Source organism: Temperatibacter marinus, assembly GCF_031598375.1.
GTDB lineage: Bacteria > Pseudomonadota > Alphaproteobacteria > Sphingomonadales > Kordiimonadaceae > Temperatibacter > Temperatibacter marinus.
On sequence record NZ_CP123872.1, the window covers coordinates 1724355 to 1743098 of the forward strand.

Annotated in this window: 16 protein-coding genes; 2 read left to right on the forward strand and 14 right to left on the reverse strand. The window is 45.5% G+C overall.

The genetic code is table 11. The features are described 5' to 3' along the window. Positions 1–4 precede the first annotated feature (4 nt). From QGN29_RS07705 to rplU, 12 genes are all read right to left on the reverse strand, one after another. A complete protein-coding gene (locus tag QGN29_RS07705) occupies positions 5–1297 on the reverse strand; it encodes a murein hydrolase activator EnvC family protein (protein ID WP_310797270.1) in 1293 nt (430 codons plus the stop codon). A 3-nt stretch (positions 1298–1300) separates the two neighbouring features. Next, entirely contained in the window at positions 1301–2830 is a 1530-nt protein-coding gene (gene gpmI / locus QGN29_RS07710) for a 2,3-bisphosphoglycerate-independent phosphoglycerate mutase (RefSeq protein ID WP_310797271.1), read from the reverse strand. A 27-nt stretch (positions 2831–2857) separates the two neighbouring features. Next, positions 2858–3319 carry a 23S rRNA (pseudouridine(1915)-N(3))-methyltransferase RlmH gene (gene rlmH, locus QGN29_RS07715; RefSeq protein ID WP_310797272.1) on the reverse strand — a complete coding sequence of 154 codons (462 nt, stop codon included), beginning with the start codon at positions 3317–3319 and terminating at the stop codon, positions 2858–2860. An 82-nt stretch (positions 3320–3401) separates the two neighbouring features. Next, positions 3402–3806, reverse strand: coding sequence for a ribosome silencing factor (gene rsfS, locus QGN29_RS07720; RefSeq protein ID WP_310797273.1), 405 nt, complete (start codon positions 3804–3806; stop codon positions 3402–3404). 74 nt (positions 3807–3880) lie between these two features. After that, a complete protein-coding gene (gene nadD / locus QGN29_RS07725) occupies positions 3881–4492 on the reverse strand; it encodes a nicotinate (nicotinamide) nucleotide adenylyltransferase (protein ID WP_310797274.1) in 612 nt (203 codons plus the stop codon). Between the two features lie 20 nt (positions 4493–4512). Then, positions 4513–5772, reverse strand: a complete 1260-nt coding sequence (locus QGN29_RS07730) for a glutamate-5-semialdehyde dehydrogenase (protein WP_310797275.1) — start codon at positions 5770–5772, stop codon at positions 4513–4515. After that, positions 5772–6908, reverse strand: a complete 1137-nt coding sequence (gene proB / locus QGN29_RS07735; RefSeq protein ID WP_310797276.1) for a glutamate 5-kinase — start codon at positions 6906–6908, stop codon at positions 5772–5774. The genes QGN29_RS07730 and proB overlap by 1 nt, the downstream gene beginning before the upstream one ends. A gap of 9 nt (positions 6909–6917) precedes the next feature. Further along, positions 6918–7994 carry a GTPase ObgE gene (gene obgE / locus QGN29_RS07740; RefSeq protein ID WP_310797277.1) on the reverse strand — a complete coding sequence of 359 codons (1077 nt, stop codon included), beginning with the start codon at positions 7992–7994 and terminating at the stop codon, positions 6918–6920. Between the two features lie 82 nt (positions 7995–8076). Further along, on the reverse strand, positions 8077–9828 hold the full coding sequence (locus QGN29_RS07745; protein WP_310797278.1) for an alkyl sulfatase dimerization domain-containing protein: 1752 nt from the start codon (positions 9826–9828) through the stop codon (positions 8077–8079). A gap of 84 nt (positions 9829–9912) precedes the next feature. Beyond that, the gene (locus QGN29_RS07750) at positions 9913–10716 is read right to left on the reverse strand and encodes a transporter substrate-binding domain-containing protein (protein WP_310797279.1); all 804 of its coding nucleotides are present in this window, start codon (positions 10714–10716) and stop codon (positions 9913–9915) included. An 84-nt stretch (positions 10717–10800) separates the two neighbouring features. After that, positions 10801–11073, reverse strand: coding sequence for a 50S ribosomal protein L27 (gene rpmA, locus QGN29_RS07755; RefSeq protein ID WP_310797280.1), 273 nt, complete (start codon positions 11071–11073; stop codon positions 10801–10803). A gap of 35 nt (positions 11074–11108) precedes the next feature. Continuing rightward, on the reverse strand, positions 11109–11420 hold the full coding sequence (gene rplU, locus QGN29_RS07760; protein ID WP_310797281.1) for a 50S ribosomal protein L21: 312 nt from the start codon (positions 11418–11420) through the stop codon (positions 11109–11111). A gap of 304 nt (positions 11421–11724) precedes the next feature. Here rplU and QGN29_RS07765 point away from each other — a divergent pair, with 304 nt between their 5' ends. Then, positions 11725–12501 (forward strand): hypothetical protein, encoded by a 777-nt coding sequence (locus tag QGN29_RS07765; RefSeq protein ID WP_310797282.1) that lies wholly within the window; start codon positions 11725–11727, stop codon positions 12499–12501. Positions 12502–12527: 26 nt separating this feature from the next. After that, complete coding sequence (gene ggt / locus QGN29_RS07770) at positions 12528–14309, forward strand: gamma-glutamyltransferase (protein ID WP_310797283.1); 1782 nt, start codon at positions 12528–12530, stop codon at positions 14307–14309. A gap of 82 nt (positions 14310–14391) precedes the next feature. Here ggt and QGN29_RS07775 read toward each other — a convergent pair whose 3' ends face one another. Together QGN29_RS07775 and QGN29_RS07780 are read right to left on the reverse strand one after the other, a co-directional pair. After that, positions 14392–17532 carry an efflux RND transporter permease subunit gene (locus QGN29_RS07775; protein WP_310797284.1) on the reverse strand — a complete coding sequence of 1047 codons (3141 nt, stop codon included), beginning with the start codon at positions 17530–17532 and terminating at the stop codon, positions 14392–14394. 12 nt (positions 17533–17544) lie between these two features. Further along, entirely contained in the window at positions 17545–18741 is a 1197-nt protein-coding gene (locus QGN29_RS07780) for an efflux RND transporter periplasmic adaptor subunit (RefSeq protein WP_310797285.1), read from the reverse strand. Between the last annotated feature and the right edge of the window lie 3 nt (positions 18742–18744).

Consider the following 18744-nt stretch of genomic DNA (forward strand, 5'->3'; position numbering starts at 1 on the left):
TTGTTTAATTACTTTTTAACCATGGAAGAGGGTTGAAGGGGCCATCCTTTCCTCTTAGTTCGAAATAGAGTTGACTGGTGCGACTTGCCCCCCCAGCGACTTGCCCTACAGGTTCGCCAAGCAATACCCATTGATTGAGGGCGGTATAGAGCGTGCTAATGCCGGCCAACAGGCCGTGATAGCCATCTTTATGAGCGATTATAACAAGCTGTCCATATTCTCTGAAAGGGCCAGCATAGACTACGCGCCCTTCAAAGGGTGAAATTACCTGTGAACCAGATCTGACACTAAGGCGAATCCCTTTCGCCCTTCCCACGCCGTCCCGTTGCCCGTATTTTAAAATCAGCTTACCATAAGAAGGATAGGGCATCTTTCCTCGAAGAGATCTGAAGCTGACACCAGACGGTGTAGGGGCAACTGTTTGCGGTTGAACAGCGGGGTTATTTTGTCGCCGCTCTGCCGCCGCTCGAGCTTCCGAAGCACGTTTTAGACGGGCTTGTCTCGCTTGGAATCGTTTACTCTCTTCTTCTAATTTTTGCAATAAATCGCGGGTGTCACGGCTGCTTCTCACAAGTCTTGATATGCGCAAGCTTTCGCCTCTTGCTGCAGCGCGTGCGTCTGTTTCTTCAATCTCTCGTCGTGCGACTAAATTTTTTAATATCACTTGTTGTTGGGCAAGGTCAGATAAGTTTGTTTTTAATGAAAATCGCTTGTCAGAAAGCTCAGTATACAGATCCGCCAGATAGCTAATATCACGTTTTAAGGCAGCAGCTTTAATATCAATATGAGGCAATAGTGTTGAGAGTAGTGAAGCAGATCGAGCCGTATCTAAGGCCTCTCCAGGTTTTAGCAGACTTGCCGCAGCCGGGCGTCTTCCCATACGTTGGAGTGCAGCAATCAATTCAACCATACTGTCTTTATTGTTTAACAGCTCATCTCTCTTTTCGTTGGTCAATTCTTGTAACTTTCCAATGCGACTGTCTAATAGGAAAATACTTTGTTCTGTGCTTTGCAATTTCCGACCAATGGAGACCATTTGAACTTGCAGAGATTGCCGTTCCTTTAAGGCTTCTGCGGCCTTCTGCTCCAGTTGTTTTTTGCTGGCTTCTCGTTTGTCTATCTCAGTTTCTAGCTTCTTGAGTTGTTCTTTGGTCTGCGATGCATCCTGTACGTCTTTTGCCAAAGCTTCAGCGTGAGCTTGGAGAGGCGCCGTCAACGCCTGCGTAAAGATCAATGTTGAAACCAGGGAAGCTTTCAATTTCTGCGATCGTGATATGGGAGGGGAATGAACCATCATACGTTATGCCAGTAAGGAAGTCCCAGTCATATCTTTAGGTTGCTCAATGCCGACTAATTCTAAAATTGTGGGTGCAATGTCAGAAAGCGCACCGTCCTGAAGATTTCTATCAAGCCCTAGAGCGACAAGCGGTACGTCGAAACTCGTATGGGCAGTATGAGGGGCACCCGTCTCTTGGTTTTTCATGAGCTCCACATTGCCATGATCTGCGGTGATGAGCAATTGGCCGCCGGCTGCTGTGACAGCTTCTTCAACGCGACCCAAGCTTTTGTCAACAGCCTCAACGGCTGCGATTGCAGCACTTAATACACCTGTATGACCAACCATATCAGGGTTGGCATAGTTGACAATGATCGTACTATACTTCCCACTTGAAATGGCTTTCACTAAATTGTCAGTTAATTCAGGTGCGGACATTTCTGGTTGGAGATCATAGGTCGCGACATCTGGAGAGGGGATTAAAATCCGATCTTCGCCGTTGAAAATATCTTCTTTACCCCCGTTGAAGAAGAAGGTTACATGGGCATATTTTTCTGTTTCTGCAATGCGGAGTTGCTTCATACCTGCATTTGAAATGATTTCACCTAGGCTATTATTGATTTCTGGGCTCGGAAAAACAGTCGTCATGAATTGAGCTAAGTGGCTTGAATATTCTACCATGCCAGTTCGAGAAACGAGAGTTGATGCAATAGAATCTAAAGGAAAGCCATTAAAGTCCGGATCGACAAAGCAAGCTAAAATTTCACGCGCTCTATCGGCACGGAAGTTGGCCATCAGCAGGCCGTCGCCAGGCTTCATCCCTTCATAATCACCTATAACTGTGGCAGGGACAAATTCATCGAATTTTTCTTCTGCATAGGCTTTCTCAAGTGCTTCTGATGCTGAGGCGGCAGTTGCTTGCCCTTTTGCTTCTGCAATAGCACGATAGGCTGTTTCGACACGATCCCATCGCTCATCCCGATCCATGGCATAATAGCGCCCTGTCATTGTTGCGATTGAGATCTCTTCTAAAGCATGAATTGCTTCTTCAAAGCGAGAGAGAAAGTCAGAGGCACTCTTTGGCGGGGTGTCTCTGCCATCCAGAAAAGCATGGATGGCAACTGGAATGCCTGCATCGCTGAAAATTTTCGCCAGAGCGACTATATGGTCTTGATGACTATGCACACCGCCAGGCGATAACAGACCCATCAGGTGGCATGTGCCGCCTGAAGTTTTTAGTGCATGAATATGCGCTTGAATTTCTTCCTCATGCACTAACATATTATTTGAAATAGAGTCATCAATTCGAGGCAGATCTTGTAGAACAACACGGCCAGACCCAATATTCATATGCCCGACTTCGCTATTGCCCATCTGTCCTTCAGGAAGTCCCACAGCAAGCCCACTAGTTTTAAGCCAGCACCGATTGCCCTGTTCCCAGAATTTGGTGTAGTTTGGTAGGGTCGCCAGCTTAATAGCATTATCAACGCTGTCTTCTCTATATCCCCATCCATCAAGAATGCATAATACTACAGGTGCGTTACTCATTGTCATTTTCTAAACTCTCGTTTTATATATGGATTAATCTCTGTGATAAGGGTGTCCAGCCCCTATGGACCATATGCGGTAAATTTGCTCGGCGAGCATAACCCGCAAAAGCATATGAGGCCACGTATTTTTTCCTAATGAGAGCAAAAGATTTGCTTTCTTCCGGACAGTCTCATCAAGGCCGTCAGCACCACCAATGATGAATGTTAGCTGATTAAATCCTTGTAGATGGATGCTATCAATTTTTTCAGCAAGAGACCGGCTGGAATAATCTTTGCCTCTTTCATCGAGTACGATCACAGCAGAGCCGTCTGGAATGGCTGCCAGTAATTTTTCTGCTTCCTCTTTTTTTCTAAGGTCTGGGGTTGCGGCAGGTTTCTTTATCTCAAACTCTTGGACGTCAACTTTCCAAGGTAAGCGGGATATATACTCCTGAAAGAGTGTATATTCAGGGCCTCTGCCCATTTTTCCAAATGCTAAAAGTTTAATGCGCAAAAGACACCAGCCATCCCAAAAGGGAATAGATTGTAATGTATATGTTTAGCCCTATAAAAAAGCCTGCTACTGCAGGCTTTTATCAATTTAAAGGCTGTGCTTCTTCTTCATCGGTATCGCTCGCCCAAAGCTTATCGAGATTATAGAATTCTCTAACTTCTGGGCGGAACAGGTGAACGATGATGTCTCCTGTGTCTACAAGAACCCAATCTGCTTGATCCAAGCCTTCTACGCGTGCACCAGTGATACCAGCTTCTTTCAAGGCCTTCATTAAATAATCAGTGAGAGCCGCGACTTGACGATTTGATCGCCCAGAAGCAATAACCATATAGTCTGCGATTCCGCTTTTCCCTGAAAGATTGATAGGAACGATTTCTTCAGCTTTGTTAGAATCAAGGGTCGATGTAATCGTCTCAAGAAGGTCCGATAGCGCGATCTGCGCGACGGGTGCTGTGCTGACTGTGTCAGTCTGAGATGCTGTCTGCAACGAAGTCTCCTTTAAGTGTTGCATTACGGGGAGTATTCCCCTTCAAGAGCCACTCACTTTATTGCCCGAGTGCTCTAATGACCCCACCAGTCGCATTTTAACTGTTGACGGATCATAGATGCCGATGATGCATTTCTCACAAGAGGTACAAAACACCAGCTGGGCGCGATGCTCTTTGTCACATCTTTAGGCTTTTGTCGATCTTTATAAAATTCACGAGTCAGTCTATTGTGACGCCCAGCCATAGAATAGCCTGTTCTATCAAAAATCGCAATGGGAAGAATGTGAACAATATCGCGCCACTGAGCCCATAAATGAAAAATTTCTGCATTATCAGCCCCCATAATCCAGACGAAGGAAGATTTAGGAAAGCGTTTTCGGATTTCTTTGACCGTATCCACAGAATAGCGTGTTTTCAAAGCTTTCTCTAACCCAAGTACTTTGATTCGGGGCGCTGTGAAAAATTGAGAACAGACTTCTAATCGCCGGTCAAAGGGGGCCATATCCTTAGAAGCTTCTTTTAAAGGATTGCCTGGGCTCACTAGAATCCATACTTCATCAAGGTCAAGTTTTTGCAAGGCGCTTTTTGCGATATGAAGGTGACCGCTATGTGGAGGATTAAAACTCCCTCCGTAAAGGCCAATTTTTTTTCCTTGAGCGCTGAGTGAAAGTCCCGCTAAATTCATATGCCCTTTTTGAGTAGGGATCATAGGCGTAGCTGGCCTTGACCTAGGACACGATATTTGAAAGTTGTAAGTTGTTCGCATCCTACAGGTCCGCGTGCATGAATGCGGCCTGTCGCGATGCCGATTTCAGCACCCATGCCAAATTCTCCTCCATCGGCAAACTGCGTAGAGGCGTTATGCATGACAATGGCACTATCCACATCACGTAGGAAGCGATCAGCATTTTCTTGAGTTTCTGTAATGATGCAATCTGTATGATGGCTGCTGTGAAGACTGATAAAGTCAAGAGCCCTATCCATATTTGAGACAGTTCTAACTGCAACGATTGTATCTAGATATTCTGTGTCCCAATCATCGTTTGTTGCCAACTCTGCATAAGGGATATGTGCCATCACAGAGGTTCCACCTCGAATTCTGCAGCCGGCCTTTTTGAGTTCTGAACAAATATGCTTCATCATCTCAATTTCATCTTGATGGATGAGAACAGTTTCAACGGCTCCACAAACTCCAGGGCGTCGCATTTTAGAATTGACGATTATTTCTGCTGCGCGGTCCTGATCGGCTCCTTTGTCCACATAGATATGATTAACCCCTTCTAAATGGGCAAAGACTGGAACACGGGCTTCTTCTTGGACACGGGAGACAAGTGATTTGCCGCCGCGGGGGACTATGACATCAATTTTGCCACTGGCTTTCAGCATATGGCCCACAGCCTCACGGTCTGTCATCGGGACAAGTTGGGCAATAAATTTGGGCAGCCCTGCATGATCAAATCCATCAAGCATGGCTGTAAGAATGGCTTTGTTTGAATGAAGGCACTCACTGCCCCCGCGCAAGATGACAGCGTTTCCAGCTTTTAAGCAAAGGGCTGCTGCATCGGCGGTCACATTAGGTCGACTTTCATAAATCACACCAACTACCCCTAGCGGCGTTCTAACCCGTTGGATATCTAATCCATTTGGGCGGGACCATTGGTCCATGATTTGTCCCACAGGATCTTCAAGTCTGGTGATGGCTTCCAAGCCCTGTGCCATGGCATCTATTCGGTCCTGATCCAAGTAGAGGCGATCGAGCATCGAACTTGAAAGCCCTTTCTCTGCGCCTGTTTGCATATCTTGCAGGTTGGCTTCAAGGATGAGATGGGCATTGTGCCGCAGTGACTTAGCAGCCTCTAGCAGGGCTTTGTTTTTGAGGTCTGCAGAACAAACTGCCAGGCCTTTAGCCGCAATGACTGCTTGATCGCAGAGCCTATCTATCGTTTGTTTTATCAATTCATCCATTAGAAGAGTACCAAATCATCTCTGTGTATAAGGGTAGATCTGACAGAGGCTCCTAAGATTTTAGAGATTGCTTCACTGCTCGACCCAATTATTTTTTGTGCGTCAACACTATCAAAATTTGCTAAACCTTGTCCAATTAAATGGCCAGTTTCTCCCATAATGCCAACTAAATCACCACGATTAAACTGACCGTCAGCACGAACGACACCCACAGGGAGAAGACTTGCCCCTTTTGTGAGAGCGTTGGCAGCACCAGTGTCAATATGTACAAACCCTCGGGGCGTTTGCATAGTAGACAACCATTGCTTGCGGAGTGCAAGAGGTGTCTGACTAGCAGGAAATAAAGTTGCGCGGCCTGTTGCTATCATTTGGGAGAGGGGATGAGGTTCCGTGCCACGAGCAATAGCAAGAGAACAGCCGGCCTTGGTGGCCATTTTTGCGGCCATGATCTTGGTCGTCATTCCGCCAGTCCCGACGGATGAATTTGTGCTGACGGCAGGGCCTGCCATTTTTTCAATCTCTTCAGTAATTTCAGGCACGCACTCGATAAAATGTGCCTGAGAATCAAGTTTTGGATTGGCTGTATAAAGACCGTCAATATCAGAAAGCAGGACGACGAGGTCCGCCTTGGCTAGGCTGCCAACACGGGCTGCGAGACGATCATTATCTCCAAACCGAATTTCACTGGTTGCAACGGTATCATTTTCATTGATGACAGGGATAATGCGCCGACTAAGAAGGGCCTCAACAGTGCCGCGCGCATTTAAATGGCGAGGCCTGTCTTCTAAGTCATCTAACGTCAACAGCATTTGTGCTACAGTAATGCCAAAAGGTGCAAAGGCATCAGCATATGATTGGGCGAGAAGAACTTGTCCAATGGCTGCAGAGGCTTGTGCTTCTTCAAGTTTGTTGGGGCGCCCGAACAGACCTAGGTCTTTTTTCCCTAGCGCAATAGAACCACTGGAAACGATGAGAATATCGATCCCTTTTTGACGGAGTTCATTGATATCTTGTGCAAGAGAATTAAGCCAATCCTGCTTGATTTGGCCGGAATCCGGGTCAACGAGGAGGGCAGAGCCGATCTTTATAATCAGTCTGTTGCAAGTCTCTTTACTGAGTGTCTTAAGATCTTGCATAAATCCTCGCTATACTGGTGACCAATCACCGTCATCCTCATGTACGTCATCTGGAAGTTGCTCTAAGTCAGCTTGATCACCCAGTCGACGTGCTGTAATATCATTCTTAACAATTTTCCATAGTGCGCCTAGTGTTTCCTCAACACCTTCTCCTGTAACGCCAGAGAGAACAACTATGGGATGGGGACAGACTTCTTTAAGAAGTTCAAGCTTTTCTTCGATGTCTTCTTCTATCGTCGCGTCGCATTTATTCAGGCCCACAATCATAGGACGGTCTTTAAGTTCCTCAGCATAGGCCTCTAACTCATTCATGATTGTTGTGTATGCATCCACGACATCATCTTGAACGGCATCTATCAGGTGCAGGAGAACACCGCATCGTTCAACATGTCCAAGAAAGCGATGGCCTAGGCCAACACCTTCGCTTGCTCCTTCAATTAAACCAGGGATATCTGCGATCACGAACTCATTGCCTTTAAAACCAACGACGCCTAATTGGGGCGCAATGGTCGTGAAGGGGTAATCAGCAATTTTTGGCTTAGCCCGGGTAACCGCAGAGAGGAAAGTTGATTTCCCTGCATTTGGTAGACCAAGAAGGCCCGCATCTGCAATTAATTTAAGACGCAAGACAATATAGAGCTCTTCGCCTTCGCCCCCCTTGGTCGCTGTTCGCGGGGCTTGGTTTGTCGCTGATTTGAAATTTGTATTGCCCAAACCGCCTTCACCGCCTTCAGCAATGACGACTTCCTGATCCAATTTAGTTAAATCCGCCAAGAGAAATTCTTGGTCTTCGTCCCAGACTTGGGTGCCAATGGGAACTTCCATGATTAGGTCTTCACCATACCGGCCTGTCATGTTTCTTCCAGAGCCATCAATGCCGCGCTGAGCCTTGTAGTGACGTTTATAACGATAATCAACGAGAGTATTGAGGCCTTGAACAGCGCGAATGATTACATGAGCACCACGGCCACCATCACCGCCGTTTGGGCCACCAAATTCTACAAATTTCTCCCGGCGAAAGGAGACACATCCATTCCCACCAGGGCCTGATTTAACAAATACTCTTGTTTGATCTACGAACTTCATCGTTCTTTCCTTATATTTTCTGCGCGCCTTCTAGCAGATCAAGAGCGGAAGGGGAAGGGAAGGTTCGCAGAAAACGCCCTTTTTATCGAATTACAAGGTTTATTTCTGTTGGTTCAGTATCTAAAGAGCTGAGAAGGCTTAAAGCATCCAGTCGGCTGCCTTCCAAGTCAATATCACCAGAGATCATTTCGCCGAGGAATTCCTTTTCTCCACTAAGTATTTGATCAAAAAGACTGCGGTTCATGATGAGGCTTGCAGTCGCAGAAGAATCTTCTCCAGAGCGAATATCAAGAATTTGGTTTCTAAGATGGAGAGTGAATGTCTCATTTCTATCGGGAAAGCGGAATTGTATCTTAATATCTTTTCCTTCTGCCTTCTCGCCGTCCACATTATAGCGCAAGAGATTGAGCAACCGAATTGAATCGATGAATTTGGGAGAGAACATGGATTGTAGATGTTTCTGAAAGGCGATGCTGTCGACTTTATTTTCTAATTCCAGGGCGCCGGTCAGATAAAAACCTTGCCAATTGGTATTAATCGTTTGACGCGCCATTACCCGGAAAGACCAAGCCTTCAGGCGGCGTGCATCAATGTCGTCATGATCAATTCGGATGAGATGGGTCGTGAGCTCGGCTACCCACTGTGGGTCATTTGTATCTTTTGCGGCTAAAGCTGCTGCTAAGATTGCCTCTCTGCCGCCCATCATTTTGACATAGCGCCTAGACCTCTCTACGCGAGGTGTCGGATTAAGCGTTGCTGGATCCCCGTCGAACCAGCTGATGTACCCAGTGAAATAATTCCGTACACTATGTTTTACTGTGCCGTAAAACTCTTTTGTATAAGGATAAAGTTGCAAGCTTTCAGGCAGTGCCGGTAAGGCTTCTGCCAATTCTTCTTGTGTGTAGCCTTTGTTGATGAGGCGAATGGCTTGATCGTGGGTCCATTGAATGGCATCCCTGTAGGTGCGAATGACTGTTTCGATCTCGTCTGCGCCTTCAACAATATTGCCGTGACTTGGCACCATGATTTTAGGTTCGAAAGCACGGATTCTATCGAGCGCGGTTATCCATTTGTTCGCATCTCTTGGTTTTGTGCCTCGTAAACTATGAAGGTTAGGAAAACTAGGCCCTTGCATCTCATCACCAGAGAATATTACGCCGTGATCTTCCATATAGACAGCAATATGAGAGCCCGCCTCACCGCCCGTTGGAAAGAGGATGAAATTTTCTCCAGCTAACTCAACCTTACTCTCTTTTGTGATGACGCGTGTCGTTGGAAGAAATCCAGTCTTCCCGCTTTGGACTTTGCCGGAGAGGCCAATGCGATACGCCTTCGTCTCTTCCTCATCATAAAGGGACATGCCGTACATATAATAAGCCCGCATGCCCATAATACGTCCGACAACATTATTCTCGTCTTGCATTTCTTCATTTAAGTGCTCAGATCCAATGATCGCCATATTTGGGTCAGCAATTTCCAAGAAAGAAGCTGCCCCGCCTGTGTGATCAATATGATGGTGCGTATAAATGAGAGCCTTAACAGGTTTATCAAATTTGGATTTGATATCATCTACAACTTTTTTAGAATCATTGAGGGAAAGGCCTGTATCAATAATGATTAAACCCTCTTTCCCATCAATCAATATTATATTGGGTAAATTGCCATTCACATTACGGTAGGACCATATCGGTAGATCGGTTACTTTTTGTAGAACCTCTTCCCCTTTTAGAGCGGGGTCAGAAACAAGCGGGCGATCGATTGGAATAGGAGCAGGGCCCTTTTCTTCACAGCCAACTAAAAGCAAAGCAAATGTTAGTAATACTATTCCGCGCATGAGTCCATTCCTCCTGAATTGAAGGTTCACTATACTGAGTGAAATCTCGTGATCAAGGATGAACTTACTGGTTTGAAGGTGTTCTTATTTTAGCAGGGGTAAGCCCTGCACAGTGAAAAGTAAATTGAGTTCATTTTTTGCATGGGCGTGAAAATGGGAATTTAGCTCATCCAAAAATTTCTGATTATTGGGTGTGTTCTTACAAACAATCGTTAGGCTAGCGGCAACATTTGGGGTGCTGGCATCATAGGGAGGAAGTTGCATGCCTAATTGTTTGAAGACAATCGCTATATCGGGGATTGTACCAGAGACATAATCAACTCTTTTAGAAATTAACATGCGGGCCTTACTGGTTTCATCAGAGGCTGAGATAAAAGTGATATTTCTGTCAGCCCAGACTTTCGGCATATTAGAGCCGATAGGAACAGCAATGCGCTTTCCTGAGAAATCCGAGAATTTATTCACAGGCTCTTCGCCGTACTGACTGAAGAAATAAGCGGCAACTTTGTTTAAGGTTGGTCCATGCAGGTAGTTAGACGGGGCTTGGTTGTAATGTGATTTTACAAGATTTGGACTAAAGGGATAGATGCAGCTTTCCTTGTCTTTACTAAATGTAGCGATCGCTCTTTTATGCGGCAGAATGGAATAGTCAAGAGTGCTGTCCAATTCGCGGGTAACGATGTTGAAGATTGCATTATACAGCCCTGTTCCATCTTCACTCAGAGTTAAGCCCCATGCCGTTCCATAAACTGTAATTCTATCTTCAGTTTGTTGTCCTTCAGTTTGCCTCTCGTCAGCCAGCACATTAAGAAATGAGGCAAGAACAAGGGCTATCAGAAGTATAACACCTGACAGTGATCCGAGAGTGTATGGTTTATTGATATGCATTTAAGTCAATACAATCCATTAATCGAAAAAGGGAACAAGCAGTTATTCCGCTTGTTCCCTAAAAATTTCTATTACAAAGCTTGATTACTCAGCAGCTTCGTTGGCAATCTTGTCAATTGAAACGAATTGTTTCTTGTTTTTGCCTTTGTAGAATTTAACGTTTCCATCAACCAGTGCAAATAGAGTGTGATCTTTACCCATTCCAACATTTTCACCAGCATAGAATTTTGTTCCACGCTGACGAACAATGATGTTACCAGGAACAACAAGTTCACCACCATATTTTTTGACACCTAAGCGGCGACCTTCAGAGTCGCGACCGTTACGGGAACTACCACCAGCTTTTTTGTGAGCCATTTGATTTCTCCTTTAAACCTTCTTACGAACTCTAATTACGCAGCAATTTTAGTCACACGTAGCACAGTAATGAGCTGACGATGACCTTTTTTACGGCGATAGTTGTGACGACGTTTCTTTTTGAAAACAGTAACTTTGTCGCCCTTGATTTGATCAAGAATTTCAGCTGTTACTTTTGCACCTTTCACAAGGGGCGATCCAACTTTTACGCCAGACTCATCACCAACCATCAGAATATCTTTAAATGTGATTGAGGAACCATTGTCGCCTTCAAGTTTTTCAACTTTAAGAACGTCACCCTCGTTAACACGGTATTGCTTACCGCCAGTTTTAACAATTGCGAACATTGTTTTGTCCTTTACTAGTGCCGCAAATAACCGGGTGAGGTCATACCCTATATCATCAAGATAACCTGATGATGCCTCACACTTTAGGCGGTTTCCGCTGGCTGTTACACCAGTGCTTTTTATAAAGCACAAAAGCAGCATACAGGTGGGCTCATGCTCATCTGTGTTGCTGTTCTTGCGCGTGTTATACAGAGATTCGATTTAGAGTCAACTGAAAAGCAGTGTTTCACTGGGGTTTGGCAATCTTCCTGCTTGATAGTTAGGCTGCTTTCAGTCAGAGTGAGGTCGATTTTTAGGAGGGCCTATGTCAGATCAGAAAGAGAAACTTGAACGAGAGGAATTGCTTCCTGTACCGGCAGCAAAACCAAAAGGAAAAGCTGTTTGGGCAATTGGCCTTATATTAATAGTTCTTTATGCTTTGTTGCCCGATCAAGGCTCTGAACCGCTTGTTTCACTTCTGATAGAGCCAGCAAAAAGCACATCGGAGATTGGTACAGCCTCTGATTATAGCCGCCTGAAAGGGGTGAAGCATATTTTGTCTCTTGATCTAAGACTTGGTCAAGGCGTTACCGTGTATGATGCCTTGGAAAAAGGCGAGGGACACTTGGCACGCACACCGTATATTTTGAGTATGTCTGCTTATTCCTCTCAAGCTCTTGAAATATCTTTAAAGGAGGGGGCTTCTGCGAGAGATGGACAATCATCAAAGGGATCTCAACTTTTTAATCATACCTATACAGACTTGAATTCCAATGCGGTTGGTGTCTACAAAAGTATGAAAGCTACGCTCTATTCTATTTTAGAGCTTACCCCTCACTCTTATAAACTCTTACCTGAAAACGAGCTGTTATGGGATGGGTATTTTCTAGCAAAAGGAACACAGGACTGTACCGCTGTTATCCCTCTGCTTGATCATATACTCAAAACAGAAGAGAGTTTCATTCTTGGATGGTATGATTTGGCAAAATGTCTGGAAAGGGTTGGGGAGTCGCAGAAAGCTCGGATTTCATATATGCAGAGCGTCTCTCTAGATCCAAAAATATCTAAACTATTGCCTGATTGGGTTTTACAGGTAAAGTGAGTGTGAAATTTTAATAGGAAGTATCAATGTCTATAAAGCGCTTAATCAAACTAACCTTCGTTAGCCTATTTGCTCTAACACCTTTGGCTTCATCTGTCGTCTCCGCACAGGAGACAAAAGCAGCGAAGAAAAAAATCGAAGTTCCATTGCACGATTATCTTAATCGATTCCACCCAGTAATGGCCAGAAAAGGCATGGTCGTCGCACAAGAAAAACATGCGACAGAGGCTGGATACGCCATGATAGCTCAAGGGGGAAATGCCATAGATGCAGCAGTGGCAACAGGATTTGCCCTTGCCGTGACTTATCCACAAGCTGGTAACATCGGTGGGGGAGGCTTTTTGCTGGCATATATTGCCAAGGAAGACAAGGTCATCGCCCTTGATTTTCGCGAAATGGCCCCAGGCAGCGCCCATAGAGATATGTTCCTCAAGGAGGACGGGAGTGTAGATCGCAGGAAGGCGATGTTTTCCGCTCATTCAAGTGGGGTGCCAGGAACTGTAAAAGGCTTAATTCAGGCCCATAAGAAATATGGATCTTTGCCCTTGCAGACAGTGATGGGCCCGGCTATCAAACTGGCGGAAGAAGGCTTTTTAATGCCCTGGGGTATTGCTTCTTCTATTGCGGGACGGATGAAACGTTTAAGTGCGGATAAAGATACAGCTCGCTATTTCTTTAAAGCGGATGGGTCTGCCTACGAGGCTGGAGAACTGTTTGTTCAAAAGGATTTGGCAAAGACCCTTCAATCTATAGCGGATAAGGGAGCAGACGGGTTTTATCGCGGCTGGGTCGCTGATAAGATCGTTGAGAAGATGAAAGAAACAGGGGGAATTATCTCTCATGAGGATTTGAAAAATTATAAAGCAGTGGAACGAACAGCTGTGAGAAGTCCATACAGGGGCTATGAAGTCGTTTCCATGCCGCCGCCTTCGTCTGGCGGCGTTCACATTGTCCAAATGATGAATGTATTAGAAGGGTATGACTTGAGGTCCTTCGGTCATAATAGTGCTGATTATATCCATACAGTTACAGAGGCAATGAAGCACGCCTATGCAGATAGAAGCGAATATCTCGGGGACCCTGATTATTGGGATGTGCCTGTGGAGAAATTAACGAGCAAAGCTTATGCAGCTCAAATTCGTGCTAAGATCATGAGCGAGAAAGCAACACCTTCACAGGATATTAAGCCAGGCATGCATATGGTTGCTGAAAGTCCTCAAACGACACATCTTTCTAGTATGGATGCTGCTGGTAATGCTGTTTCTCTAACCTACACTCTGAACTTCTCATATGGCAACGGTATGTCTGTTGGGGGTGCAGGGTTTTTGTTGAACAATGAAATGGATGACTTTTCGGCAAAACCGGGTGTACCAAATGGTTTTGGCCTCTTGGGGGGCGAAGCCAATGCCATTGCTGCAGGGAAACGGCCCTTGTCTTCAATGACACCCACAATGGTCCTTAAAGAGGGTAAGCCTTTCTTTGTTACTGGAAGCCCGGGAGGCAGCCGTATTATTAATGCTGTGCTCCAGACAATTTTGAATACAACTGACTTTAATATGGGGGCAGCTTCAGCGGTGTCTGTTCCGCGTTTCCACCATCAATGGATGCCGGACGAAATTCTAGTCGAGAGCGGGATCTCCATAGATACAATCCGTATTCTGCAGTCGCGTGGCCAAAATATAGATCCTTATAAAAAAGGCGGTTGGCGCACAATCGGTGCAGTGCAGGCCATCATGAGAACACCGGATGGTCTCATGCACGGGGCTGCTGATCCAAGACGTCAGGGTGCCATTGCCATCGGTGAATAACGTCCCTAGAATTCAAGATTACATCTCAAACAAGAAAAGGGCTGCCCGTGGCAGCCCTTTAATTTTTTCTATGCTGAAAGGATTATTCAGCCGGCGCATCACCAGATTTTTTAGTCAGTGTGGCGGCTTCCTTGCCTTCACGCCACGGTGCCATGAACCATGCTTTAAAGCGCTGGATGTCAACACCGATTGAACACATTGCAGGAACAAGCATTAAGGTTACAAAGAAAGCGATCAAAACACCGAAAGCTAAGGAAATAACAACCGGCTTAAGAAAGGCAGCCTGGATTGATTTCTCAGCCATCATAGGCATGAGCCCCACACAGGTGGTTACTGTTGTCAGCATAATAGGGCGGAAACGTACAACCCCTGCTTCAACAATCGCTTCTCTTGCTTCCATGCCGCGATCTTTCAATCTGTTATAATAGTCAACAAGGACCAGATTGTCGTTCACCACAACGCCCGCAGCTGCAGCAATTCCAAAGTAGCTGAAGAGCGCCATCGCATCACCCATAACAAAGTGACCTAACACAGCGCCAATATAGGCGAATGGAATGGCAACTAAGATCAAAATAGGCTGGCTATAGGATTTAAAGGCGATCGCAAGAAGCATATACATGCCAAACAGCACAAGAGTGTATAAACCTTGGATCTCCTCGAAGAACTTACGCTCTCCTTCAGCGTTGCCGATAGCCCCACGCTTAAGACCTGGGTATTTAGCTTCCATGTCAGGCCAGAAGTTTTCATTCATATCTTTCATGATAGTTTGACGTTCTTCTGTCTTCAAACTTGCGGTTACGATAGCAGCACGATCACGGTCCCAGTGAAGAATACGGCTGATGCCTTGCTGGAATTTAAGATCGACAATTGCTGTAAGAGGCACTTCGGACCCATTTGGTGTACGGATGCGGAAGTTTTCTAAACTCTCCATGTTCCGACGGCTTTCAAGGGGATAGCGAACATAGACGCGCACATCAGTGCCCTCACGTGGCAGCCGCTGAACTTCCTCACCGAAATAGGCTTGACGAACTTGGCGGGAAACATCAGTTAGTGTCAGGCCTAATTTCTGAGCACCTGGAAGAAGTTCCATGCTCATCTCTTGCCCGGCAGACTGAAGATTGTTTCTTACGTCGAAGGCTTCGTCAAATGTTCTAAGTTTGTCTTCAACCTCATTCACAATAGAGTTAAGAAGGTCAAGGTCATTATGACGAACTGCAAATTGAACACTTGGGCTGCTGTTATTAAATGTATAGTTTACATTCACTTCTTCAGCCTCAGGAATTTCACCAATCAATTCACGTAGACGCAGTGAAATTTCTTTTGCTGATTTCTCGCCTCTTAGCTCAGGAGGGGATAGTTTAATCAACGCAAGAACACTGTCACGACGAGATCGTGTATACCAGTTTTCGATCAGTTCAATATCTGCTGATTCAGCTTTCGCCTCATCAATAAGTTGTTTCTCAGCATCTTGTACTTTTTTCAGAATGCGCAGTGATGTCTCATAAGTCGTCCCTTGCGGGAAATCAATATTCACACTGATCTGATCAGATTCGATCTCAGGCATGAAACCAAACTTTACATAACCCATTGTCTGCAAGGAGAATGTTGTAACGAAAAGTCCAATGAATGAGAGTAGGACAAGATAGCGTTTGCGAACAACCCAATTACCGATTCTGCGGTAGACTGTGTTTGCGAAATTGATGATAGAGTCAGCAATTTTTTTCTGAACACGATCAAATGCATTCTTATTTTCACGGGGTTTCATTTTTGAAAGGTGAGCTGGCAAAATCAGCAGCGATTCAATCAAAGAGAAAGCAAGAGCAAGAATAACGACCCATGTAATATGACGGGTGAATTCACTTGTTTCTCCAGTAATGAAGATCCACGGTAAAAAGGCAAGAATAGTTGTTAAAACCGCAAAGATAACTGGTTTCGCAACAAGTTGAGTGCCAAGGATAGCAGCAGAAAGACCGCCGCCGGTAGAGGAACTTTCGTGGTGAATGCTTTCACCGACGACAATCGCATCATCCACGACAATACCAAGCACCAGCAAGAAGGCAAAAGTGGAAATCATATTGAGCGAAACACCTACTGCATCCATAAGGACGAAAGCACCGAAATAGGCTGTGGCAATTCCTGTACAAACCCAGAATGCGACTTTCGGGCGCAGAGTGAGAAGAAGGACAATCATCACTAGACCAAGACCAGCGAATGCTGCACTCGATATTGTTTCAATACGGCCTTCGAAGGTTTCAGCAGCATCATCCCATAATGTTAGCTTTGCACCAGCAGGAAGGGTTTTGCTACGCTCTTTAATCCATTCTTTGACACCATTCGACGCTGTAACGACATCCATGATCTCTGTGGTCATAACCTGAATGAGAACCGCTGGGTCACCGTTCATGGTTGCAAGAATAGGATTGTCTTCAAAACCATCGATTACAGTGGCGACATCACCAACGCGAATTGTTGCGCCAGAATCTGTTTGACGAATAATGATGTCACTGAAAGCGGACTTTGTATTCGCCATATTGCGAGTGATCATTCTCAACTCACCAGCATTCGTACGAATTGTACCAGACGACAAGTTCACTGAAGAGGAACGGATCGCAGACGCCACTTGAGAGAAAGTCAGGTTATAACGACGCAGAGCATCTTCACTGACTTCGATAGAGACTTCTTCTTGACGTGTACCAAAAAGACCCACTTTAGAAATGGCAGGAAGATTAGCCACTTCGCGGCGCATCACTTGCCCAAGGCGGGTCAGTTCTTTTTCACTTAAGTCACCATGCAGGCCAATACGAATAAACTCTTGACTATTTTCCCAGCGCGAGACCCTAGGAGGCTCCATATCGCGAGGGAAAGAAGAGATACTATCAATGCGGCTTTTCACCTCATTCATGGTAGTCTCAAAAACTTCTGAGTTCCGTACATCACCGCGAACATAAATTCCGGCAAAGCCCTCACTAGACTCTGAGCGGATCCAGTCCACGTTATCTAAATCAGAGAGGCGCTCTTCAATTTTAGAAACAATTTGTTCCTCAATCTCTTTCGGAGAAGCCCCAGGCCAGAAAGCGTTAATCGCTAGGCCAGTGAAGTTTACTTTAGGGTCAATCTCGCGTTCAAGCTTATTGTACCCAACGATACCTGCGACGATAATAAATAGCATCAACAGGTTGGCAGCAACAGTATTGCGTGCCCACCATGCAATTAATCCATTCATGATTAGCTCCCCTTAGCGTGCAAGATTTTCAGATGAAGTATCTGTTTCGCTGGCATAAGTTTTTACCTTCATGCCATTCACAACTTTCTGAACGCTTGAAACAACAACACGGTCACCAATGTTCACACCGCTTTCCACATAAAGTTGTTTGCTATCTGTCGCAAGAACGTTGACTTGACGGCTTTCCAGCTTGTCTTCTGCATTAACAATGAAGACACGGTCGGTGCCGCGAAGAGCGACGCGAGGCATAACGAGCGCTTGAACGCTGTTTACATTTTGAATCTCAGCTTTAACAAAAAGACCAACAGCAAGAGGCATTTTTGCAGCTGAAGCAGCTTTAGTATAGGGGTCTCTTACTTCTGCAACAGCATACATCAAGCGTGTGTTTTGATCGACTGCAGCGTGAGTTCGGATGATTTTCCCTTCCCACTTACGAAGTGATCCAGCAATAGACGCTGAGAATGTCACAGTCGGTTCGCTTCCCTTTTCAGCAATAAAACCAATAGAAAGACCCAGTTCAGCCATTTGCGTATCAGTTAAAGCCAATTGAACTTCAACAACGTCTGTCGCAAAGACACGACCAAGGCGGGTGCCGGCGTTTACAAACTGACCAAGGTCAGCAAGTTTTTCACGCACGCGACCGTCGTAAGGCAAAGTGATTTTTGTACGAGACAGGTTAAGCTCTGCATTTTCTAAGTCTGCTTTTGCGGCAAGAAGCTTTGCTTCTGCTTCAGCAACTTGAGGCTTGTTCAGTGCGAGATCTGTAGGCTTGCTGCCGTCCTTCACCCATTCTTTCCACTGTTTTGCTTTAATTTTAGCATCGGCAAGCTGTCTTTGAAGACGCACCTCAGCTTCGGCTACTCGGGCTTGGGCACTTGTTACTGCCAACTTATAGTCACGATCATCAATTTGAATAAGTGTCTCGCCTGCTTTAAAGGCACCGCCAGCGCCAAAAGAATCAGAAACTTTTACGATCCGTCCTGCGACTTGTGGGATCAGATCAACTTCTGTGCGGGCACGAACTTCCCCTTGAGCTTGAACGGCGAAGTTTACGTCTCTTTGCACAACTGTATCAACGGCGAGTGAAATTAGACGGGCTTCAACTTCATTCTTTTGTGGCTGGGGCTTGTTTGCACCTAGAATAGATATGATGATGAAAAAAAATGCTAGTACGCCTATAGGCGCAAGAATACGGATGAGCTTCCTCACTGT

Coding starts and splice junctions, on each gene's coding strand:
- QGN29_RS07705 (WP_310797270.1), bottom strand. CDS start 1,297: ATGATGGTTCATTCCCCTCCCATATCACGATCGCAGAAATTGAAAGCT.
- gpmI (WP_310797271.1), bottom strand. CDS start 2,830: ATGACAATGAGTAACGCACCTGTAGTATTATGCATTCTTGATGGATGG.
- nadD (WP_310797274.1), bottom strand. CDS start 4,492: ATGAATTTAGCGGGACTTTCACTCAGCGCTCAAGGAAAAAAAATTGGC.
- QGN29_RS07730 (WP_310797275.1), bottom strand. CDS start 5,772: ATGGATGAATTGATAAAACAAACGATAGATAGGCTCTGCGATCAAGCA.
- proB (WP_310797276.1), bottom strand. CDS start 6,908: ATGCAAGATCTTAAGACACTCAGTAAAGAGACTTGCAACAGACTGATT.
- obgE (WP_310797277.1), bottom strand. CDS start 7,994: ATGAAGTTCGTAGATCAAACAAGAGTATTTGTTAAATCAGGCCCTGGT.
- QGN29_RS07745 (WP_310797278.1), bottom strand. CDS start 9,828: ATGCGCGGAATAGTATTACTAACATTTGCTTTGCTTTTAGTTGGCTGT.
- QGN29_RS07750 (WP_310797279.1), bottom strand. CDS start 10,716: ATGCATATCAATAAACCATACACTCTCGGATCACTGTCAGGTGTTATA.
- rpmA (WP_310797280.1), bottom strand. CDS start 11,073: ATGGCTCACAAAAAAGCTGGTGGTAGTTCCCGTAACGGTCGCGACTCT.
- rplU (WP_310797281.1), bottom strand. CDS start 11,420: ATGTTCGCAATTGTTAAAACTGGCGGTAAGCAATACCGTGTTAACGAG.
- QGN29_RS07765 (WP_310797282.1), top strand. CDS start 11,725: ATGTCAGATCAGAAAGAGAAACTTGAACGAGAGGAATTGCTTCCTGTA.
- ggt (WP_310797283.1), top strand. CDS start 12,528: ATGTCTATAAAGCGCTTAATCAAACTAACCTTCGTTAGCCTATTTGCT.
- QGN29_RS07775 (WP_310797284.1), bottom strand. CDS start 17,532: ATGAATGGATTAATTGCATGGTGGGCACGCAATACTGTTGCTGCCAAC.